The following is a 20888-nucleotide window of genomic DNA, read 5'->3' on the forward strand; positions in this document are numbered from 1 at the left end:
GTCCGGGTGCGGCCCGGGGGCGTCGGGTCCTTGTCCCGCGGCGGGTCCGGGGGCCCTCCGGGCTCGACTCCTCGGGGTCGGCGGCGTACAGGTCCCTTGCATCGAGCACCCAGGCTTTGCCGCCGATCCCCTGCGGGGCCGACCCTGCACGCCCCCTGCCAGGGGCCGAACATCATCACCCGCCGGTGTCACCCCGGAAGCGAACACGAGCCCGTTCGGGGCAACAGGTGGGATGCGGCGCGAAGCTGCCGCAGGCGGCGGGCGCTTGGGCGTCGGGGCCTTGTTCCGCGGCGGGTCCGGGGGCCCTCCGGGCTCGACTCCTCGGGGTCGGCGGCGTACAGGTCCCCTGTATCGAGCACCCAGGCTTTGCCGCCGATCCCCTGCGGGGCCGACCCTGCACGCCCCCTACCAGGGGCCGAACATCATCACCCGCCGGTGTCACCCCGGAACAGCAGGTGGGATGCGGCGCGAAGCTGCCGCAGGCGGCGGGCGCTTGGGCGTCGGGGCCTTGTCCCGCGGCGGGTCCGGGGGCCCTCCGGGCTCGACTCCTCGAGGTCGGCGGCGTACAGGTCACTTGCATCGAGCACCCAGGCTTTGCCGCCGATCCCCTGCGGGGCCGACCCTGCACGCCCCCTACCAGGGGCCGAACATCATGACCCGCCGGTGTCACCCCGGGACAGCAGGTGGGATGCGGCGCGAAGCTGCCGCCAGGGGCGTGGGGCGGCAGACCCACAACCCTTTCCGGACAGGCGGCGCTCAGCGAAGAGCTACCCCTTGCCGGTCAGGTTGGTGAACGCGTCCAGGTTCCGCGTCGACTCTCCCCGCGAGACCCTCCACGCGTACTCCTTGCGGATCGCGCTCGCGAAGCCCAGTTCCAGCAGTGTGTTGAACGCGCCGTCCGACGCCTCCAGGACCGTGCCGAGGAGGCGGTCCAGTTCGTCCGGGGTGATCACGGAGAGCGGGAGCGTGCCCGTGAGGTAGATGTCGCCGAGGGTGTCGATCGCGTAGCTCACCCCGTACAGCTTCAGGTTCCGTTCGAGCAGCCAGCGGTGGACCGCCGCATCGTTCTCGTCGGGGTGGCGGATCACGAACGCGTTCACCGACAGGGCGTGCTTGCCGACCCGCAGGGAGCAGGTCGTCGACAGCTTGCGGGTGCCGGGGAGTTGGACCACGTAGGTGCCGGGTGACGGGTTCTCCCACGCGAGGTCCGCGTCGCCCAGGGTCTTCTCGATGATCTCCGCGGCCTGCCGTAGGTCAGCCATGGTGCGAGCGTACCCGCCGGCGGTGTTCGTACATCGCCGCCGTGTAGACGTCCGCCGTCGCCGATGCCGCGGTGTCCCAGCCGAAGGACTCCGCGTGCCGGGCCGCCGCCGCGCCCATGCGTCCCGCGAGGTCGTTGTCCGCCAGCAGGCGGTGCAGTGCCTCCGCGTAGTCGGCGGGGTCGTGGCCGGGGATGAGGAGGCCGGTGACCTCGTCGCGTACGGCGACCGGCAGGCCGCCGACCTCCGCCGCGACCACCGGCGTGCCGGTCGCCTGCGCCTCGATGGCGACGAGGCCGAAGGACTCGCTGTAGGAGGGCATGACCAGGGTGGACGCGGCACGGAACCAGTCCGCGAGAGCGTCCTGGCCGACCGGCGGGTGGAAGTGGACGACGTCCGCGATGCCGAGGCGCGCGGCCAGTTTCTGGAGACCTTCGGGCTTGGCGAGGCCGCTGCCCGAGGGGCCGCCGACGATGGGGACGTAGAGCTTCGAGCGCAGCGAGGGCACGCGGTCCAGGAGCAGCGCCACCGCGCGCAGCAGGATGTCGGGGGCCTTCAGGGGCTGGATGCGGCCCGCGAACAGGGGGACGAAAGCGCCCTGCGGCACCCCGAGGCGGGCCCGCGCGGGTCCGCGGCCGTCCAGCGGACGGAAGCGGTCCAGGTTCACGCCGGGGTGGACGACCGCGACCTTCGCCGGGTCCGCGTCGTAGAACCGGACGAGTTCGTCCGCCTCCTCCGCGGTGTTCGCGATCAGACGGTCCGCCGCGTCGACGATCTGGGTCTCGCCGATGACGCGGGAGGCGGGCTCGGGTGTGTCGCCGTCGGCGAGCGCCGCGTTCTTGACCTTGGCCATGGTGTGCATGGCGTGCACCAGGGGGACGCCCCAGCGTTCGGCGGCGAGCCAGCCGACGTGGCCCGAGAGCCAGTAGTGGGAGTGCACGAGGTCGTAGTAACCGGGGCGGTGACGGGCCCACGCCTGCATCACGCCGTGGGTGAAGGCACAGAGCTGGCCGGGCAGCTCCTCCTTGGCGAGCCCCTCGTAGGGGCCGGCGTCGACGTGGCGTACGAGCACCCCGGGGGCGAGTTCGACGCGGGGCGCCAGCCCGCCCGTGGTGGCCCGGGTGAAGATCTCGACCTCGATGTTGATCGCGGCGAGCCGCTTGGCGAGCTCCACGATGTAGACGTTCATACCGCCCGCGTCGCCCGTCCCGGGCTGGTGCAGCGGTGAGGTGTGGACGCTGAGCATCGCGATCCGGCGGGGCTTGCGCTGGCCGCCGGGGAACCGGATGCGCGGAGTCACCAGGCTGCTGCCGAGGCGGGAGACGTACTGGCTCACGTCGGGTGTCCTCCTCGATCCGGGCACAGCAAACTGCGGGCACGCAGCCCTGCCAGCCACCTACAACAGCGGACTCTTCTCTTCCATTTCCCGCATCCCCCTGCTTTGCCAAATCATTACCGCCGCTTCGGCGCGTATACCCTCGCTGGCATGACCCGTCCCGTCGGCACCGCGACCCGCGGGACGACCAACCCCAACCGGCTGCGCCGGATGGACCGCTGGATCGCGGCCACCCACGGCGCCGCTCTGCGCCGCAGCGAGCGGCCGGTCGCCGTCGACCTCGGATACGGCGCTGCACCCTGGACCGCCGTCGAACTGCTCCAGCGGCTCCGTACGGCCGACCCCCGCTGCGAGGTCGTCGGCATCGAGATCGATCCGGCGCGGGTCGCGGCGGCGAAGCCGTACGAACGCGAAGGGCTCACGTTCCGGCACGGCGGCTTCGAGGTGCCGGCGGACCGGCCGCCCGCCCTGATCCGCGCGGCGAACGTGCTGCGCCAGTACGACGAGGGCGAGGTCGCCGCCGTCTGGGCGCGGCTGTGCGCGCGCCTCGCGCCCGGCGGTCTGCTCGTCGAGGGCACCTGCGACGAGATCGGACGGCGGCACGTGTGGGTGGCGCTCGGCCCCGAAGGGCCGCGGACGGTCACCTTCGCGGCCCGGCTGGCCTCCTTGGAGCGCCCCTCGGTCCTGGCGGAGCGCCTCCCCAAGGCCCTGATCCACCGCAATGTGCCGGGCGAACCGGTCCACGCCTTCCTGCGCGACTTCGACCGCGCGTGGGCGGCCGCCGCTCCGTACGCCTCGCTCGGCGCGCGGCAGCGCTGGGTCAGGGCGGTGGGTGAACTGGCGTCCGACTGGCCGCTGTCACAGGACCGGCGGCGGTGGCGGCAGGGGGAAGTCACGGTGAACTGGGCCGCACTGGCACCCGATTCCGGGTGAAACCTGCGCTCGCGGGGAACGTGCGCCCCTGATCGTTCGTCCCTGTGAAGTGGGTGTGATCTCCCGAATGGCTCTGTCGCTTTGACGGAGGCCGTGGCACCATCGCGACATCACGCACCAAGTTACTGACGGTAAATCAGGTTTCCTGGCCTACGCCCGGGTTACGGAGGGGAAGTCGTGAACCGACGCCACTGCGCCACTGCCGCGATCACTCTGGTCTGCGCTCTGACCGTGCTGGCGTCATCGGGACAGGCTTTCGCCGCCACCGCCGCGCCCGAGCCGCCGCCCGCCGCAGGCGCGCCGGCCGTGCCGAAGAAGACGCTGGAGCAGGTCCGCCTCGAACTCGACACCCTCTACCGGCAGGCGGCGTCCGCTGCGGACGCGTACGAACTCGCCGAGGGGAAGGCCGAGAAGCAGTCGGCAGAGATCGTCCGGCTGGCGCAGGAGACCGTCAAGGTCCAGGCCCGCGTCGACGACCTCAAGAGCCGTGCCGGCGCGGCCGCCCGCGCGCAGTACCAGGGCGGCGGGTTGCCGGCCGAGGCGCAGTTGGTCCTCACCGACGACCCGGGCCTCTTCCTCGACGGCATGGGCCGGATCCGGCAGAGCCAGAAGGCGACCAAGGACCTCCTCGGCGAACTGACCCGGGCACAGGCTGATTTGGCCGCGTACTCGAAGGACGCCAGCGCCCACTGGAAGACGCTGGAGGCGCACCGCGTCAAGCAGGCCGCCGCCAAGAAGAAGATCGACGGCAAGATCGCGGCGGCGAAGAAGATAGAGGACCTCCTGGAGAAGGAGGAGCGTGCGCGCCTTCTCGAACTGGAACGACAGGCGGAGTACAAGGCGCAGACCACCTGGCTGAGTTCGGGCGTGCTCAAGGGAATCGGCGGCGCGGCGACGGCACAGGGCAAGAAGGCGGTGCGGTTCGCCACCGCCCAGATCGGCAAGCCGTACGTCTGGGGCGCCGAGGGCCCGGGTTCGTTCGACTGCTCGGGACTCACCTCACAGGCGTGGTCGGCGGCCGGCCGGGGCATCCCGCGCACCTCGCAGGAGCAGTGGCGGCTGCTGCCGCGGATCGACATCAAGGACATGCGGCCCGGCGATCTGATCATCTACCACGCCGACGCCAGCCATGTCGGGATGTACATCGGCGACGGCGCGATCGTGCACGCACCGCGCCCCGGGCGGAATGTGACCCTCGCGGGGGCGGGTTCGATGACGATTCTCGGAGTCGTACGCCCCGACAAGTGAGCACGTCCGGCAGCCGTACGCCCCGATACGTGAGCACGTGACCTGCGCCACCGCCGGGTCCACGGGGCCAACAGGCCCGTCGATCATGGCCAGGGCGTGATGTTCGTCATGGCCCCGGCGTCAACTACCTCCCCATGCGCGGCATATGCCACCGGCTCTATGTCCTTCGCCATTCCGCTACGGCCGGGGCTACCGCTATGGTCCCCGTCGGGCGGGACGTCGATCGTCGTCCTGCCGCGCCCTCGGGGGGAGGGAAGGAAACCGAGTCAATGCCCGTACCCGTACCGCGACAGAGGAACGTCCCCGTCGCGGAGACCGCGCACGGCGCCGCCGCCGGCGCCGCCGGAGTCGTCGGCAGCCGCGCCGGCGGCAGCCTCGGCGGCTCCACAGGCGTATCCGGCGGCGGCAGCGGTGTCAGCGGCGGCGACCTCACGCTCCTGGTGATCGAGGACGACCCTGCGGGCTCCTTCTCCGTACCCGAGCTGCCCGACACGGCCGGCGCCCGCGTCAAGGTCCGCAGCGCGCGCAACCTCACCGAGGCCGCACGCCTGCTCACCGACGACGTCCACTGCATCCTGGTCGACCTCGCCCTGCCCGGCACCGGCGACGAGCCGCTCTCGCCGCTCAAGCACGTCCTGCGGCTCGCGCCGCGCCACGCGGTCCTCGCCCTGACGACATCGGGCGACGCCCAGCGCGCGGCCGAGGCGGTGCAGCTGGGCGCCCAGGACCATCTCTTCCGCGACGAGCTCGACGCCCGGCTGCTCAGCCGGGCCGTGCGGTACGCGGTGGAGCGCAAGCGCGCCGACACCGCCCAGATGAAGCTCGCCGAGTCCCGGCTGCGCGCGCAGGAGAACGCCCGGCTGGAGCGCGGCCTGCTGCCCACTCCCCTGCTGGAGGGTTCGAACCTTCGGTTCGCCGCCCGCTACCGCCCCGGCCGTTCCCGGGCGCTGCTCGGCGGTGACTTCTACGACACGGTCCGCACCCCGGACGGCACGGTCCACGCCATGATCGGCGACGTCTGCGGGCACGGCCCGGACGAGGCGGCGCTCGGTGTGGAGCTGCGCATCGCCTGGCGTGCGCTGACCTTCGCGGGTCTGTGCGGGGACGAGCTGCTCTCGACGATGCAGCAGGTGCTGGAGCACGAGCGGGAGAGCGACGAGATCTTCGCGACGCTGTGCACGGTCGACATCGCCCCCGACGGCCGTCGGGCCGGACTGTGCCTGGCCGGCCATCCGTCGCCGCTGATCGCCCGCAAGGGCAAGGCCGCGCAGCTGCTGCCGTACGAGAACGGCGGTCCGGCGCTCGGTCTGCTGCCGCGCGCCCGCTGGCCGCGCCGCCAGGTGGAGCTGGGCGGCGCGTGGAGCCTGATGATGTACACGGACGGGCTGATCGAGGGCCGGTCGGGGCCGGGTGAGAAACAGCGCCTGGGCCAGGAAGGCATGCTCGACATGATCAACCGGCAGCTGGGCGAAGGGCTCGAGGGCGAGGCGCTGCTGGAGTCGGCGGTGTCGGAGGTGCGCGACCTGAACGGCGGCGACCTCACGGACGACGTGGCGGTACTGCTGCTGAGCAGGGACCGGCAGACGGCCTGAGCCGTCGTGCGGCGGTGCTGCGACGGGGCTTCGGCTGCCCCCGCGCGCTACCTGCCGCCGTTGTAGGGGCCGTACGGTCCGTCGCTGCTGGAGCCGCCGCGGCGAGTCCGGCCGCCGCCCGCGAGGCCCCGGAGGGCCGGTCGCACGTCGACCATGTACACGATCGTGGCGATGAGGCCGATGATCGGGAGGAACGACAGGACGTCGAAGATCAGGTTCACCACGAAGGCGATCGCCAGGATGATCAGCCAGAAGGGCTTGGTCTTCTTGTCGGCCGCACGGTAGGCGTCGTCACGGCGCGTGGCGGCGTCGATCAGCGCGAAGCCGCTGAAAAGGATCAGGGCGACGCTCAGTAGCCACATGAACCCCGCGAATCCCTGCATCAGCACTTCGTCCACCGCCCGATTCGACTCGTCTTCACGGTCACCGTACCCGCTACGGCCCGTCCGCCACCCGTACAACGGGCCGGGCACTCTCGGAGTGCCCGGCCCGCTCGTTCACGCGACGGTGTCTGCCTCACCGGCAGGCGACCTGCTCGCCGCGCTGTCCTACTTGGCCGGCGGCGTGGCCTTCTTCGCCACGGGCTTGCGCGGACCGCTCTTCTTGGCGGCCGGAGCGGCCGCGGCGACCGGGGTGGGCTTCGCCTCGGCGGGCTTCGCGGCCTTCGGCTCCGGGTCGGGCTCGACGGCGACGGCGATCTCGTTGATCTCCTCGGCCGCCTCGCCGCGCCAGGTCTTCACGGTCTGCTCGCCGTGCTCGGCGACCTTCTCGTACGCCTCACGGGCCTTCACGGCGTACTCGGCGGCGACGCCGACGCTGCGCAGAGCCAGGTCCTGGGCGCTCTCGCCGAGCTTCTTCAGGTCGGCGTCGAAGGTGCCGAGCACCTCGGTGACCTTGGCCTGGACGGTCGCCTGGGCCTCCTTGGCCTGGACGGAGACCTTCTCCTGGACGGCCTTGGGGTCCGTGTTGCGCACGGCCTCGATGCGGCTCGGCGCCTCGGCGCGGAGCTGCTCGAGCAGCGCCGGGACCTTCTTCGCCTGCTGGACGGCGAGGTCGGCCGTGCCGGCCGCGAAGTAGAGGGGGGTCGGGTCGGTGAGGGTCTTGCGCAGGTCATCGGTGATGGCCATGACTGTGGTCCTCCCGGAACGCAGATTCAGTGTGAGGGTGGGTCGGCAACACTGCCGTCGGCCGTGCGGGGCCCTTCAACGTCGGTGTCCTCCGTGACCGCGCCGTCCTCGGTCTCGAATCCGTTCTCCTTGCGGAAGGACTCGTAGATCTGGAGCAGTACGGCCTTCTGGCGTTCGTTGATCGAGGGGTCGGCCAGGATGACGGCACGCGTCTCCAGCTCATCCCGATCCCGCTCATCGAGAATCCCGGCCCGCACGTACAGCGTCTCGGCGGAGATCCGCAGGGCCCTGGCGACCTGCTGGAGCACCTCCGCGCTCGGCTTGCGCAGCCCGCGCTCGATCTGGCTCAGATACGGATTGGACACCCCGGCGGCATCGGCGAGCTGCCGCAGGGAGAGCTGCGCCGTGCGCCGCTGCTCCCGCAGATACTCACCGAGACTGCCGACGTTGAGTGATGCCATGCTCTCGATGGTGCACAGTCGCGCTAACTATTGCAAGCAACTGCTTGCAATAGTGTTCCACGCAACACCCGTACGGCCCTGGGGACCGCTTACCCGGTGGCGGGCGACTCGCACTCCGAGCCTGCCAGAGGTTCGCGGGAGATCCCGCCGGTACGCGCCGCGACAACACCGCGGACCGTACGATTCCGGCCGCTTCCCCGGCATCCGTCGCCCAGGGTCCGCCCGCCCCGCTCCCCGTCCCGATAACCCCGTGCCCTCCGCCACCCGCCCTGCCACCATGGCCCGGTTCAGGCCGCCGGACCGACGCCCCCGACGGCCGACTCCCCGAAAGGACCGACCGTGACCGACGACCGCATCGACCCGCCCGTGCGGGGGGACGAACGCGAGACGCTGCGCGCCTACCTCGACCACCACCGGGCGACCCTCGCCATGAAGACCGAGGGACTCACCGACGACGAGCTGCGCCGCCGGTCGATGCCGCCGTCCACACTCACCCTGCTCGGACTGGTGCGGCACATGGCGGAGGTGGAGCGCGCCTGGTTCCGCCGGGTGATCAACGGCGAGGACATTCCGCTCGTCTGGTCGGACGAGGGCGACTACCAGGCGGCGTACGACGCGAGCGGGTCCACCGGCGCGGAAGCGTTCGCCGCCTGGCGGACCGAGATCGACCACGCGCGCCGGATCGAGAAGGAGGCCGAGTCCCTCGACGTGACCGGCTACCAGGCACGGTGGGGCGAGGACGTCTCGCTGCGGCTGGTGATGCTGCATCTGATCCACGAGTACGCGCGGCACAACGGCCACGCCGACTTCCTCCGCGAGGGAATCGACGGAGCGGTCGGCGCCTGACCGCGTGCCCGGTCCCTACGGGCCGAGTTCGCCCGGCAGCGGGCGGGTGTGCAGGACGTCGAGCCGGGACACCGCCCGGGTGAGGACGACATACAGCCGGTGCAGGCCACGGGCCTCCGCCCCGGCGATGGCGGCCGGCTCGGCGACGACGACATGGTCGTACTCCAGGCCCTTGGCCACCGCCGCGGGCAGCACGGTGACCCGGGCGTCCGCCGCGAGGTCGTCCGCGGCGGCGGTCGCGATGCCCGCCGCGGCGAGTGCGGCCCGCAGCCGGTGGGTGTCCGGCTCGTCCGCGATCACGCCGACCGAGCCCTCGTCCTCCAGCGCCGCCCGTACGGCCGTGACCGATGCGGCCGCCACGTCGTCGACCTCGCGGACCGTCAGGGCGCCGTCGCCGCGCAGCGACCGTGCCGGCGGCACGTCGACCCCGAGCGAGGGAACCAGCCGGTTCGCGAAGGCCACGATCGCCGCCGGGACACGGAACCCTTCCGTCAGCGGGACCACGGCCGCGTCCTCCTTGCCGAGATGGGCCAGTTGCTCGGGCCAGCTGCGGGCAGCCCACGGTGTGGTGCCCTGGGCGAGGTCGCCGAGCACCGTCAGCGATCCGAATCCGGCGCGCCGGGCGATCGCCCGGCACTGCATGGGCGACAGGTCCTGCGCCTCGTCGACGACGATGTGGCCGTAGCCGTCGGGGCGTTCGATGAGCCCGGCGAGTTCGTCGAGGAGTACGAGATCGGCCGCGCTCCACCGCGCGGATCTGTACGAGCGCGGAGGCCGGACCCACCTGATCGCGTCCTGCTCCGCCGCGGTGAGGAGCGGATCCTCGGGGTCGGTCAGCAGGCCGGTGAGGACCTCCTCCGGCTGCGTTCGCGGCCAGACCGCGTCGACGAAGGCGGACACCGGGCGGGAACGGCTGATCCGCTGCACCCAGGTGTTGCCCATCGGCCCCGCACGCCGCTCCGCCTGGAGCAGGATCGCCCGGACGGCCCGGGTGCGGACGCGTTCCCGCCCCACGGCGTACGGCGGCGCCTCCGCCCGCACCTCGTCGACGATGCGCCGCAGTTCGGCGAGCGGGACGCGCCAGCGGTACGAGCCGTCGGGCACGACGACCGGCCCGGCGGGCGGCATCACCCGTGCGTACAGGGCCCGGTGCAGCACCTCGGCCATCCGGGCGTCGTGCTTGACCGCCGCGGCGGCCACGCCGTCCTGTGCGCGTACCTCGTGACGGGCGATCTCGTCGTCGATCGTCGACTGCCGGACACCGGTCTCGCCGAGCGCGGGCAGGACGGCCGAAATGTAGGAGAGGAAGGTGCTGTTGGGCCCGAGGATCAGCAGCCCGCCGCGCCGGATGCGCTGCGGGAAGGTGTAGAGGAGGTAGGCGGCCCGGTGCAGTCCGACGGCGGTCTTGCCGGTGCCCGGAGCGCCCTGCACGCACAGCGATTCGGCGAGCCCGGACCGTACGAGGTCGTCCTGTTCGGGCTGGATGGTGGCGGCGATGTCGCGCATGGGGCCGACGCGGGGGCGCTCGATCTCGTCGGACACGATCGCGCTCGTGCGGCTCGTGCGGCTCGTGCGGGAGGGGCCCGGCGCGGAATCGTCGGCGCCGGGCGCCTCGGCGAGCCGTTCGTCCTCCATGCCGGTCAGATCCGCCGAGTCGCCCTTGCTCAGGGGCGCCCAGCCGAACCGGCGGCGAACGGCGACGCCTTGGGGGTCGCGAGGGCCCGCCTGGTAGAAGGCGCGGGAAACGGGCGCGCGCCAGTCGACGACGAGCGGCGGCGCGGAGGGATGTTCGGTGATCCGGCGGCGGCCGATGTGGTAGCTCTGCCCGCGGTGTTCGCCGGCGCTCGCCTCCTGCCCGAAGTCGAGCCGGCCGAAGAAGAGGGGGCTGTCCGGTTCCTCGCTCAACGCCTTGGCCCGGCTGCGCAGTTCGTAGCCCAGGACTTCGGCGTCGGCGCCGGAGGCGAAGGCGTTCTCGCCGTCGACGACGTCCTGGGCCGCACCGTCGACCATGCCGGTCAGGGCTGCGCGGCAGGCGTCGTGGAACGTGCGTTCCTGGGTGAGGGCATGGCTGAGTGCGTCGTCGGGTGCCGTCATTCCATCGAGAATAACGTAACCGAGTTACATTTTTAACCGAGACTCATCCGGTTGGCCTGTTGACCTGTCCGGACGGACCGGACGGACCGGACGGACCGAGGTGACCGAGTCCGTGGCGCAGCTGCGCGAAGGCCAGCCGCGCGGCGTCCACCGCGGACGGGCGCACCTCCTCGGCGCTCTCACCTGCGGCGATCCGGCGCCAGTTCTCCTCGGCCAGGATGCGGATGACGGCGATGATCTGCCCGGCGGCGAGCCTGGCGGTCACCGGGACGCCGGCACCGTCCGCGACTCCGGCCCGGGGTTCTCCACCGTCGAGCACCGCCGCCAGCGCCTCCTCGGACCGCGCCTGGTAGGCGTACAGCCGGGCCACCAGGCTGGGCGTGCCGTACAGCAGCCGGTGGAAGGCGAGCACCTGCGGGACGTCGCTGAGCCCGGTCACCGGGTCGCCGCGGTCGAGTCCGTCGAGGAAGTGCCCCAGCAGGGCGTCCAGCGCCGAGACCCCCGGCTCCCGTCCGGCCACCACACGGGCGGCCTCGTCCTCGTGGTCGGCGAACCGGTGGAGCGCCAGGTCCTCCTTGGCGGGAAAGTAGCGGAAGAGCGTGGGCTTGGAGACATCGGCCGCCGCGGCGATCTCGGCGACGGAGACCGCCTCGAAGCCCTTCTCCAGGAAGAGCGCGATCGCGGCGTCCGAGATCGCGCGGTACGTCTGCTGCTTCTTCCGTTCACGAAGGCCCGTCCCACCGCTCATGGTCCCGAGCCTACGCACCGCTGCGCGCGGCCGCGGTGATCACCCCGCCGCGCACGGGCCGCCCCGCCTGCGGATCAGAGCCTCCACCCCGTCCAGGATCGTCTCCAGCCCGAAGGCGAAATCGGCGCCCGGCTCGTCCGGCTCGAACATCTCCGTGGACTCCATCAGCCTGGCCACCGACGGATAGCGGGCCGGATCCGCCAGCCGCTTCACAGTGTTGGCCCAGCCGCGCATGGCCTCCTCCGGACCGGCGCCGCTCCTGGCGACCGCCGCCGCCAGGTCCGCCGTCAGCAGCGCCTCGTTCCGCACGAAGCCGCCGACCAGCATGATCACGGAGATCTTGTCGCCCTCGTCCAGGCCCGTGCCCTCCAGCGCCGCGAGGCCCTGATCCCACCAGGCAACCGAGTTGGGCGTGGCCGGCGGCCCGGAGATGGGGATGCGCAGGGCCCAGAGGTTGCGGTGGAAGACCTCGCGCTGCGCGCCCGCCCAGGCCGCGATCGCCTCCCGCCAGTCCGCGTCCGGGCCGGGCGGCTCGGGGGGCATGCCGACGACCGCCTCCTGCATCAGGATGTAGAGCTCGTCCTTGGCCGCGACGTACCGGTACAGGGACATCGTCGAGACGCCCAGCTCCTTGGCGACCCGCCCCATCGAGACGGCGCCGAGCCCCTCCGCGGCCGCGAGGGCGACGGCGGCCGCGACGATCCGTTCGAGACCGAGGCCCGGTTTCGGCCCCTTCGCCGGGCGGTCCCGCAGGCCCCACGCCGCCTCGATGCTGGCGGGCAGCCCGGTACCGCCGCCGTCGCCGCTGGTGTCCGTCATCGCTCTCCGCCTCGCCGCCCCGTCCGCCTTGACGCACATCCTAGTAATGCGTAACCCTTACGCAGTAGCGCGTATGGCATACGCATAAGAGGGGGAGCCCGTCATGAACCAGCCAGCCGCCGTCGAGGCCACCGGTCTCGTCAAGGTGTACGGGAAGGTCGACGTGCTCCGCGGCATCGATCTGCGGGTCGAGGCGGGCAGTGTCTTCGCGCTGCTCGGCCCGAACGGCGCGGGCAAGACCACCGCCGTCCGCATCCTCGCCACCCTGACCACCGCCGACGCCGGACACGCGCGCGTCGCGGGCCACGACATCGTCCGCGAGCGGACGCGGGTGCGCAGGGCCATCAGCCTGACCGGTCAGTTCGCGGCGATCGACGAGAAGCAGACGGGCGAGGAGAACCTCCGCATGATGGGCCGTCTGAGCGGACTGTCCCGCCCGGCCGCACGGCAGCGGGCCGCCGAACTCCTCGAACGCTTCGGCCTCACGGACGCCGCCCGCCGCCGGACCGTCACCTACTCCGGCGGGATGCGCCGCCGCCTCGACCTCGCCGCCGGACTCGTCGGCCGGCCCGGGGTGGTCTTCCTCGACGAGCCGACGACCGGCCTCGACCCGCGCAGCCGCGCCGAGTTGTGGCAGGTGGTGCGCGAACTGTCGGCCGGCGGCGCGACGGTGTTCCTGACCACGCAGTACCTGGAGGAGGCCGACCGGCTCGCGGACCGTATCGCGCTCGTCGACGGCGGCAGGGTCGTCGCGGAGGGCACGGCGGACGAACTCAAGGCCAGGGTCGCGGGCCACCGCCTCGACCTGGTCCTCGCCGACGCCGCGGCGTATCTGCGGATCGGGTCCCACGCGCTCCCCCGCTCCGTCCACCGCTCCCCCGAGACCTTCACCGTCGGCTTCCCGACGGACGGCACCGCCGCGGAGGTCCGCGCCCTGCTGGACGAACTCGACCCGCAGCGGCGCGACATCGTCCGCTTCTCGGTGCGGCAGGCCACGCTCGACGACGTCTTCCTCACCCTGACCGGCAAGGAGCCCGCCCGTGTCTGACGCCCTGAGCCGTACGGTGACGCCCGCGCTGACCGCCGCCGTGACGATGTCCGGCCGCAGCATCCGCCTCAGCCGGCGCAACGTCGACGCCGTCATCACGTCGATGATGCTGCCGCTGATGATGATGGTGGTCTTCATCTACTTCTTCGGCGGAGCCATCGACACCGGGACGGCGTACGTGACGTACGTGGTGCCCGGCATCCTCGTCCTGTGCGCGGCCTTCGGCGCGTCGACCACCGCGGTGGGGGTGAGCGAGGACATGAAGGGCGGCATCATCGACCGCTTCCGCTCCCTGGACGTCGGCGGCACCGCGATCCTGACGGGTCATGTCGCCGCCAGCACCCTGCGCAACCTGCTCTCCACGGCCCTGGTCCTCGCGGTCGCCCTGCTGGTCGGCTTCCGCCCCTCGGCGTCCCCCGCGGCCTGGCTGGCGGCCGGCGGCATCCTGATCGCGTTTCTGATCGCGATCTCCTGGCTCGCGGCGGCGGTCGGCCTGCTGGCGAGAAGCCCGGAGGCGGCGGGCGGCTTCACCTTCTTCATGTCCTTCCTGCCCTACCCGAGCAGCGCGTTCGTCCCGATCGACACGATGCCGGGCTGGCTCCACTCCTTCGCGGACCACCAGCCGGTGACCCCGCTGATCGAGTCCCTGCGCGGCCTGCTGCTCTCCCAGCCGGTGGGCACGACACCCTGGACGGCACTGGCGTGGTGCGCGGGGATCATGGCGGTGGCGACGGGGGTGTCAGGGGTGCTGTTCCGGGTGCGGACGCGGTGAGGACTTGAGCCAGTCGGCATGGACGGCCATCACCCGCTCCAGCGAGGGGACGGCGGTCAGACGGAGCGGTTCGCGCGCCGCGACCAGCGCCCGATGGACCCGGCTCGCCGCGTCGTGGAACTCCGGCCCGGTGGCGTCGGGCCGGGCGCCGATGGTCCGGGCGGCCCGGACGATGTCCGTGACGACGGACTGGACGCGCTTGTAGTCGAGCAGATGCGGCAGGTCCCTGTCCCAGCCGCGGGTGGCCCCCGTTCCGTCCAGAGCCTGCGCCCACAACCGGGCGACGCGGGTCTCCTGCTCGTCCGTGTAGCGCATCAGATGCAGATGGGTGGCCAGTTCGTAGAGGGGATCGCCGATCAGCGCGAGCTCCCAGTCGATGGTCCACAGGTCGCCGGACAGGTCGACGATGAAGTTGTCCCGGTGCAGATCGCCGTGGAGCAGGCTGAAGGGGCGGTCCGTCATCGTCCGGTGGCCGTTGCCGGGCCTGAGCGCCTCCAGGGCGCCGGACTCGACGCCGAAGGCCGTGAACAATTCGCCGTACTCCGGGTGGTACCGGCCGAGGACGTCATCGGCGGTGAATCCGATGAGCCGGTTCAGAAAGGCGCCCGAATCCCCGGGCTGCACACCGTGGTCCTCGTGACCGCCGGTGCGCCGCAGTCCACTGAGAGCGTCGGCGGGGACGGCGGCCAACTGCCGGAACAACAGCCCGAGCTGACGCAGCTGTCGTTCGGTCGGGGAGCGGCGGCCCAGCGGGCCGCCTTCGATGAAACCGGTGAGGACGACGCCCCGAAGGACCTCTTCCTGGACCGGGATCCGGTCGATCCGGTCCTGAAGGACCCTCAGGAGCTCGTCCTCGATCTCGAAGCACCGGCTGTCGAACCACACCACGTCCGGGCGCCGCACCCGCAGCTTGGCCCGCTCGAACCGGCCCTTCAGCGGGACCGGCAGAGGAAAGGCGTACGTCTCGTGGTGGTGGCCCTCCAGCGGACCGATGACCAGCCGGTCGTCGCGGCTCAGCGCGCCGGCCTGCCGGCGAACCTCCGAAGCCGCGTCCACTGTCATCGCTGGTGCCCTTGATGTTCCGGATCAGGAAGTGATTCGAGGAAGCTATCCGTCCAGGAAGTTCCGGGGCGGCCTTTTCGGCAAAGCCCCGCCCCCGCACAGTCTGAACTCACCCGCTCGAAGCACGCTCGAGGCGCCGGGTACCCCGCTCAGCCGCTCGAAGCGTGCTGCGAAGTTACAGCAGCGGCGGCCATCCTGGGGCCATCTCTCGAAAGGTGGCCGCACTTGGCCGCTATTCGACCGGAAGGCCCGCCCCGAGACCGTCGAGCACCGGCAGCAGCTCCACGATGGTGGAGACGACCGCGGCCTCGTCCGCGCCCGCGGCGATCAGTTCGCGGCGCTTCCTCGCGTGGGGCGCGTACCCGAGGAACGGCACGCCCAGCTCCGCCGCGGCCAGACAGTCCGCCGCCGAGTCCCCGATCATCAGGGACTCGGCAGGAGTGGAGCCGGTCGTCTCCAGGGCCCGGCTCAGGCAGTGCGGGTCCGGCTTCATCCGCAGCGGGTCGGCGACGCGGCCGTGTATGTGGTCGCCGAAGAAGTCGGCGAGGCCGGTGCGCAGGAGGTACCCCTGGGCCGCCCGCGCCGAGTTGTTGGTGGTGACCGCCAGCCGGAAGCTCGCCGCGCCGAGACGGCGTATCAGCTCGTCCACGCCCGCGGTCGGCTGCGCGCTCAGGGTCGCGGTCACCTCCAGCGAGGTGAGGTGGCGCTCCATCGACGACACCAGCTCACTGCCGGGGTACTCGACGGCCGCGGCCCGCAGCCAGGCGAGCGGATCGTCGACGGCCTGCGGCTGCGGCACACCGGCCGGCATGTTCCGCGCGATCCAGTGCCGCAGATCACGGGCCACATCGGATGCCGCGTGCCCGGCGAAGAGGTCGCACACGGGCCCGTCGAAATCGAAGAGCACGCACTTGGCGGCGGTGAAGAGGCCGGACACAGCGGTCGGGTGCGAGTCGGTCACATCGCTCCGTCCGTCGGGGCAGGGGGCAGGTCCGGACCGGCCGGTGCCGCTTCCCATACTGCCCGCAACACCGTTGCCGGAACGGGTGGTTGGCGAGGAGGGCCGGTCGCCCGGATCGCACCGGGCTCCTCGCAGGGCAGCCGTCGGGTCAGCCGGCGAGGGTGATGTCCGAGGCAAGCGTGCCCCACAGGCCGTCGAACCAAGCCTGCGACTGGATCACAAAGGAATCGTCCCGCGCCTCGCCGGCGCGCTCGAAGGCGAACAGCAGCGAGTCGCTGCCGAGCGCGTCGTAGATCACGGTGGGGGTGTCGCCGATCTGCTCCTCGCGCTTCTTCACGGTGTAGTACGCGAACAGCGCCTCGGAGCCATTCAGCAGATAGAGCTTCACGGGCGGGGTGAAGGGCAGCGCCTTCAGCGTGACGTCGACGGCGATGCCGCGGGTCGTCCGCAGCGCCCGCAGGCTGGAGCGCAGGACCTGGCCATGGCTGTTCCGCAGCGACAGCCAGTGCTCGTGGACCTTCCTCTCGTCCGCCGCGTTCTCGGCGGGCCGGGGGAAGGCGAGGTCCAGATCGCGCGAGGGCAGCAACAGCCGGACAGTCACACTCTCGGGGGTGACCTGGCCCGAGCGCATCAGCTGCAACGGGTCGGCGAGCGCCAGATTCAGCGACTCGGCGGTCAGACAGATCGCGTCGATGGTCACGTGCCGGGCCTGGAACGCCTCCATCACCCGCGGCCGCAGCCCGGCAGCCGTCTGCTGCGGTTCCGTCGAGGCCTCCGCCTCGCTCGGCGGCGCGATGCGCGCCGGGGCGCCCCGGACGCCGGCGGTGAGCAGACCTGCGTCCCGGAGCAGGTCGAGCGCCTGACGGATCGCCCGGCGCTCGACGCCGAATTCGTCGGCGAGGGTCTCCTGCGTGGGCATCCGCTCGCCCGCCCTGAGCAGGCCGGTCCGGATGCGCTCGGTCAGGATGTCGGCCACCTCGTGGGGCGAGGGTTTTCTGGTGCCGTTGAGTGCACTGTGCTCGTGGGTCACAACAGAACGCTACAACTTCTGACCATCTAGCGGGAGTTACCTGCAAGTTGTTTATGAACTGCAACCAAGTGGGGACAACTTCAATGAAGTTGGTCGCTACTTGGCCGGTCGGCCGACCCGCCCGGCTGTTCGTAGCTCCGCTGCTCCCCGTCCACCGTCGTACGGGTGCCGCGTGCGGACGACTCCGCACCTCTGCCGTTCCACTCCCCAGCCCGAGGAGGGATCGCCGTGCCCCTGATCGCCCTTTTTCTCGAGCAGTACGTGCAGCTGCGGTACGGCTTCGTCGCCGCCGTGGGGCTCGCTCTGCTGACCATCGGAGTCAAGGCCGAGAACGCCACCTGCGCCGGCATCGGCGGCATTCTCCTCATCACGCCCGCCATCAGCGCCGGCAGCTGACAGGCACAACTCCCCACGCACCACCGAGCGCACCGAGCGCAACCCCCCGCCCGGACATCACCGCGCGAGTGGCACCCGCGCCGCAGACGTCAAAGGTGTCCGGGCACTCCCATGCCCCTGACGTCAAAGGTGTCCGGGCACTCCCATGCCCCTGACGCAAAGGTGTCCGGGCACTCCCATGCCCCTGACGGCACAACTGCCCGGGCACACCTCGCAGATGTCAGAAGACGTCCGGGCACCACGCCCGCCGCGACGTGCGGAACACCCCGTCCGCCACGTGCGCCGCTCCCGCCGTGTTCTCCTCCACCCGGCCGAGCGCCGTCAGTCGTACCGCCGACTCGTCACCCAGGTACAGCGTCCCCAACTCCGCGATGTCCAGGGTCAGATCCGGGGCGTCCGACGACGGGGCGCAGGTCGCGCCCTCCGGGGACGCCTCCAGGCGGAAGCGGCCGTCCGCCAGGCCCATCCGGTCGTGGAGCTCCAGCACCAGCGTGCCCGAGCCCTCGTAGCTGCGCGCCTCCAGCGCCCGTACGACATCCAGGATCCGCACCCACAGGAAGTCGGCGTGCGTCACGATCCGCGCCGCCCTCGGGTCCGGGAGGAGCAGAGGGAGCAGGTCGTCCGGGGCGCGTCCGCCGGACTTCACCCTCGTGATCCAGTCGACCGAGCAGACGAAGTGCCACAGCGCGCGCTCCGCCGCCGGGGAGAGGGCCAGCAGTTCGCGCACCGACGCCGTGTTCAGCGGCTGCTTCGCGTCTCCCCAGTGGTCGTCCGAGCGGTAGGAGAGCAGGCCCTCGATCTCGCCGGACGCCGCGCGGTAAACAGCGTAGAAGGGCTCGGTCCACGGGTCGCCCGGCGGCAGGGCCTGGCCCGTGTGGAGCTGCCACCAGCGCTCGTCGCGGCTCACGAAGCCCGGCTGCACGGCCGCGAGGCGCTGATGCAGTTCCGGGCCGAGCTTGCGGACGTCCGTGCCGTCCACCAGGTCGACACGGCCGCCGTCGGACGGACCCGACCAGCGCGGGTCGATGCCCGTGCGCGGGACGTCGACGGACCACTCGGTGAGCCAGGCGGCGGGCCCGAAGCCGTAGCGGCCGTAGATCGGGTACTCCGCGGCGATCAGCGTCGACACCACGTCACCGCGCTCCTTGGCCTCCGCCAGGTCCGCGGTCATCATCCGGCTGAGCAGCCCGCGGCGGCGGTGGGTGGGGCTGACGGTGACGTTCGAGACGGCGTTCGCTGCCACCGTGCCGCCGCCGGGCACGGTCAGCCGCTGCTCGAAGGTGCGGTACGTCGCGACACAGCGGCCGTCGTCGAACGCGCCCCGCACCCGGCTGAGATCCGTGTGCGCACGGCGCAACGCGATCTCCTCGTCGGTGATCGCGGGCGGGCGCAGAAAGCCGGTGGCCAACGCCCGCAGCCAGTCGGGGTATTCGGACTCGGTCGCGATACGGGTCTCGACGCTCATACACCCACGCTAAGCACGCGGCCGTCAGAAAGTCGCGCGAATTTCCCCGACCTCGGCCCCGCCGCCGAGCAGCGGCATCCGGCCGATCCTCGCCACCACCGGCGCGTCCACACCCATCAGACGCAGCGCCCTGGCCAGCACGGGCCCGAGCGCGCGGCTCGCGCCGTCGTCGACCTTGAAGGCCAGCGCGCGGCCGTCCTCCAGCGCCACCGCCTGCACGGCCTCGGCTCCCATCTTGGACAGCGCGCCCGGCACCTCCCGCATCAGCCAGGTGTCGGCCCTGCGGGTGCCGGCCACGTACTCCGGGTGCGCCCGCATCGCGTCGGCGACCCGTCGTTCGGCCGTGCCGGCGCCGGCGAGCACGAAGGAGCGGAAGGACCGGGCGAGCCCGGTGAGGCTGATCGCCATCAGCGGCGCTCCGCAGCCGTCGGTGCCCACCGCACCCACCTGCTCGCCGGAGACGTCCTCGACGACCTCGTGCACCAACTGCTGGAGCGGATGCGCCGGGTCGAGGTAGGTCGTACGGTCCCAGCCTGCCCGGGCACAGGCGGCGAGCATCGCGGCGTGCTTGCCCGAGCAGTTCATGGTGACCCGGTCGCGCACATGCCCCGCGGCGAGGTACGTCTCGGCCTCCACCGGGTCCAGCGGCAGGTCGGGCGGAGTCCGGAGCTCGTCCGCCGTCAGGCCGTGCTCGGCGAGCATCTTCCGTACGAGATCGAGGTGAAAGCTTTCTCCTGAGTGACTCGCGGCCGCCAGCGCCAGCCGCTCCCCCGAGAGGTCGAGCCCGGCCCGGAGGACCGCGGCCGCCTGCATCGGCTTGTTGCTGGAGCGCGGGAAGACGGGGGTCGCCGGGTCGCCGAGCGCGAACTCCACACTGCCGTCGGCCGCGAGGACGACGAGAGATCCGCGGTGATGGCCCTCGACAAAGCCGGAACGTACGACTTCGGCGAGGACCGGCGGTATGGCGGTGCTGGCGGAGGTGGAGCTCATCGTCGGCCTTCCGGGGCGGGAACCCGCTCCCGGCAGGATCGCCTCAGGTGAGCAGGTCGTCTACTTGCGCTTCGCCCTCACGGTACCTGCGGGCGATCTCCGCACTGCAATCGTCCGCCGTGCGCTGGAGCAGCTGCCGGCGGCGGGACACCTGCTGTTCGTAGCGGATCAGCTGTCCCATTCCCGCGTGCAGCTCTTCGTCCGTACGGGCGTCGAGATCGGAGAGCTCCACATCGGAGAGCATGTCGGCCGCGAGCCGCCGGTACTCCTCGCCGTGCGGCGTCGAGAGCGTCACATGGCGGGCGGAGGAGCGGTGCCGGGACGGGGTGTCGGCGAGGATCTCCGACAGCCGGTCCACGACGGGGGTCTCCGGGTCCGTACGCCGCGCGAGTTCCGCCCGCAGGATGTCGATCCGGCCCTGGAGCAGCCGCCGCACATAGCTGAGGTCCGCCTCGTCGCGCTGCGCGTCCCGGCGCAGCACCCGCAGCTCGGCCAGGCGCAGGGCGGGGAGGTCGTACTGCGGCGGCTCCGGCAGGGCGTCCGCGGTGCGCTGCTGGGGCGGGCGGGCGGCACGGGCCGCCGCCGGTGGGAATGCGGGAATCGAAACGGGACCCGTCGTCTGCCCGGCGCCAGATGTGCTCATGTGCGTATGTCCGTCCCCTCGACCGGTGCATGGGGTCTCCGCAGGCCCGGAAGGGCCG

At 71.9% G+C, this 20888-nt stretch carries 21 protein-coding genes; 7 read left to right on the forward strand and 14 right to left on the reverse strand.

Features of this window, described 5'->3' with window-relative positions; all coding sequences use genetic code 11:
* Nucleotides 1-767: 767 nt before the first annotated feature.
* Entirely contained in the window at nt 768-1262 is a 495-nt protein-coding gene (locus tag ACFWU3_RS08100; protein WP_384432882.1) for a YbjN domain-containing protein, read from the reverse strand.
* The gene (gene mshA, locus ACFWU3_RS08105) at nt 1255-2595 is read right to left on the reverse strand and encodes a D-inositol-3-phosphate glycosyltransferase (protein ID WP_384432885.1); all 1341 of its coding nucleotides are present in this window, start codon (nt 2593-2595) and stop codon (nt 1255-1257) included. The genes ACFWU3_RS08100 and mshA overlap by 8 nt, the downstream gene beginning before the upstream one ends.
* A 150-nt stretch (nt 2596-2745) precedes the next feature.
* On the opposite strand from mshA, the gene ACFWU3_RS08110 reads away from it, so the two are divergent.
* The 3 genes from ACFWU3_RS08110 (at nt 2746) to ACFWU3_RS08120 (ending at nt 6368) form a co-directional block, all read left to right on the forward strand.
* Nucleotides 2746-3528 (forward strand): class I SAM-dependent methyltransferase, encoded by a 783-nt coding sequence (locus tag ACFWU3_RS08110; RefSeq protein WP_384432888.1) that lies wholly within the window; start codon nt 2746-2748, stop codon nt 3526-3528.
* A gap of 177 nt (nt 3529-3705) precedes the next feature.
* Entirely contained in the window at nt 3706-4776 is a 1071-nt protein-coding gene (locus ACFWU3_RS08115) for an NlpC/P60 family protein (RefSeq protein WP_384432891.1), read from the forward strand.
* 269 nt (nt 4777-5045) lie between these two features.
* A complete protein-coding gene (locus tag ACFWU3_RS08120) occupies nt 5046-6368 on the forward strand; it encodes a PP2C family protein-serine/threonine phosphatase (RefSeq protein ID WP_384432894.1) in 1323 nt (440 codons plus the stop codon).
* Between the two features lie 47 nt (nt 6369-6415).
* Here the strand turns inward: ACFWU3_RS08120 and ACFWU3_RS08125 are convergent, their stop codons facing one another.
* From ACFWU3_RS08125 to ACFWU3_RS08135, 3 genes are all read right to left on the reverse strand, one after another.
* Entirely contained in the window at nt 6416-6751 is a 336-nt protein-coding gene (locus ACFWU3_RS08125; RefSeq protein ID WP_384433081.1) for a DUF2516 family protein, read from the reverse strand.
* Nucleotides 6752-6916: 165 nt separating this feature from the next.
* Nucleotides 6917-7495 (reverse strand): hypothetical protein, encoded by a 579-nt coding sequence (locus ACFWU3_RS08130; protein WP_384432897.1) that lies wholly within the window; start codon nt 7493-7495, stop codon nt 6917-6919.
* Between the two features lie 26 nt (nt 7496-7521).
* Nucleotides 7522-7956 (reverse strand): helix-turn-helix domain-containing protein, encoded by a 435-nt coding sequence (locus ACFWU3_RS08135; protein WP_384432900.1) that lies wholly within the window; start codon nt 7954-7956, stop codon nt 7522-7524.
* 339 nt (nt 7957-8295) lie between these two features.
* Between ACFWU3_RS08135 and ACFWU3_RS08140 the strand changes: the two genes are divergently transcribed.
* Nucleotides 8296-8802 carry a DinB family protein gene (locus ACFWU3_RS08140; protein WP_384432903.1) on the forward strand — a complete coding sequence of 169 codons (507 nt, stop codon included), beginning with the start codon at nt 8296-8298 and terminating at the stop codon, nt 8800-8802.
* Nucleotides 8803-8817: 15 nt separating this feature from the next.
* Here the strand turns inward: ACFWU3_RS08140 and ACFWU3_RS08145 are convergent, their stop codons facing one another.
* Genes ACFWU3_RS08145 through ACFWU3_RS08155 form a run of 3 tightly spaced genes read right to left on the reverse strand, consistent with a single transcriptional unit; the run spans nt 8818 to nt 12463 of the window.
* Nucleotides 8818-10896 (reverse strand): HelD family protein, encoded by a 2079-nt coding sequence (locus ACFWU3_RS08145; RefSeq protein ID WP_384432905.1) that lies wholly within the window; start codon nt 10894-10896, stop codon nt 8818-8820.
* A gap of 43 nt (nt 10897-10939) precedes the next feature.
* Nucleotides 10940-11644 carry a TetR/AcrR family transcriptional regulator gene (locus ACFWU3_RS08150; protein WP_384432908.1) on the reverse strand — a complete coding sequence of 235 codons (705 nt, stop codon included), beginning with the start codon at nt 11642-11644 and terminating at the stop codon, nt 10940-10942.
* A gap of 39 nt (nt 11645-11683) precedes the next feature.
* Nucleotides 11684-12463, reverse strand: a complete 780-nt coding sequence (locus tag ACFWU3_RS08155) for a TetR/AcrR family transcriptional regulator (protein ID WP_384432910.1) — start codon at nt 12461-12463, stop codon at nt 11684-11686.
* A 103-nt stretch (nt 12464-12566) separates the two neighbouring features.
* On the opposite strand from ACFWU3_RS08155, the gene ACFWU3_RS08160 reads away from it, so the two are divergent.
* Together ACFWU3_RS08160 and ACFWU3_RS08165 are read left to right on the forward strand one after the other, a co-directional pair.
* Nucleotides 12567-13511, forward strand: coding sequence for an ATP-binding cassette domain-containing protein (locus ACFWU3_RS08160; protein WP_384432913.1), 945 nt, complete (start codon nt 12567-12569; stop codon nt 13509-13511).
* A 46-nt stretch (nt 13512-13557) separates the two neighbouring features.
* Nucleotides 13558-14283: an ABC transporter permease gene (locus tag ACFWU3_RS08165; protein WP_384433084.1), complete on the forward strand. Its 726-nt coding sequence runs from the start codon at nt 13558-13560 to the stop codon at nt 14281-14283.
* Here the strand turns inward: ACFWU3_RS08165 and ACFWU3_RS08170 are convergent.
* The 3 genes from ACFWU3_RS08170 to ACFWU3_RS08180 all read right to left on the reverse strand — a co-directional run bounded on the left by ACFWU3_RS08170 (nt 14251) and on the right by ACFWU3_RS08180 (nt 17336).
* Nucleotides 14251-15345: a phosphotransferase gene (locus ACFWU3_RS08170; protein WP_384432916.1), complete on the reverse strand. Its 1095-nt coding sequence runs from the start codon at nt 15343-15345 to the stop codon at nt 14251-14253. The two genes, ACFWU3_RS08165 and ACFWU3_RS08170, sit on opposite strands and share 33 nt — an antisense overlap.
* A 232-nt stretch (nt 15346-15577) precedes the next feature.
* Nucleotides 15578-16306 (reverse strand): HAD family hydrolase, encoded by a 729-nt coding sequence (locus tag ACFWU3_RS08175; RefSeq protein ID WP_384432919.1) that lies wholly within the window; start codon nt 16304-16306, stop codon nt 15578-15580.
* A gap of 148 nt (nt 16307-16454) precedes the next feature.
* Nucleotides 16455-17336, reverse strand: a complete 882-nt coding sequence (locus ACFWU3_RS08180) for a winged helix-turn-helix domain-containing protein (RefSeq protein WP_384432922.1) — start codon at nt 17334-17336, stop codon at nt 16455-16457.
* Between the two features lie 228 nt (nt 17337-17564).
* Here ACFWU3_RS08180 and ACFWU3_RS08185 point away from each other — a divergent pair, with 228 nt between their 5' ends.
* The gene (locus ACFWU3_RS08185) at nt 17565-17732 is read left to right on the forward strand and encodes a hypothetical protein (RefSeq protein WP_384432924.1); all 168 of its coding nucleotides are present in this window, start codon (nt 17565-17567) and stop codon (nt 17730-17732) included.
* 220 nt (nt 17733-17952) lie between these two features.
* On the opposite strand, the gene ACFWU3_RS08190 is transcribed toward ACFWU3_RS08185, so the two are convergent.
* Genes ACFWU3_RS08190 through ACFWU3_RS08200 form a run of 3 tightly spaced genes read right to left on the reverse strand, consistent with a single transcriptional unit; the run spans nt 17953 to nt 20830 of the window.
* Complete coding sequence (locus ACFWU3_RS08190; RefSeq protein ID WP_384432927.1) at nt 17953-19197, reverse strand: GNAT family N-acetyltransferase; 1245 nt, start codon at nt 19195-19197, stop codon at nt 17953-17955.
* A 24-nt stretch (nt 19198-19221) separates the two neighbouring features.
* Nucleotides 19222-20187, reverse strand: a complete 966-nt coding sequence (locus ACFWU3_RS08195) for an asparaginase (protein ID WP_384432930.1) — start codon at nt 20185-20187, stop codon at nt 19222-19224.
* A gap of 43 nt (nt 20188-20230) precedes the next feature.
* Nucleotides 20231-20830: an ABC transporter substrate-binding protein gene (locus ACFWU3_RS08200; protein WP_384432933.1), complete on the reverse strand. Its 600-nt coding sequence runs from the start codon at nt 20828-20830 to the stop codon at nt 20231-20233.
* Between the last annotated feature and the right edge of the window lie 58 nt (nt 20831-20888).

It is taken from the genome of Streptomyces sp. NPDC058685 (assembly GCF_042714725.1).
Lineage (GTDB): Bacteria > Actinomycetota > Actinomycetes > Streptomycetales > Streptomycetaceae > Streptomyces.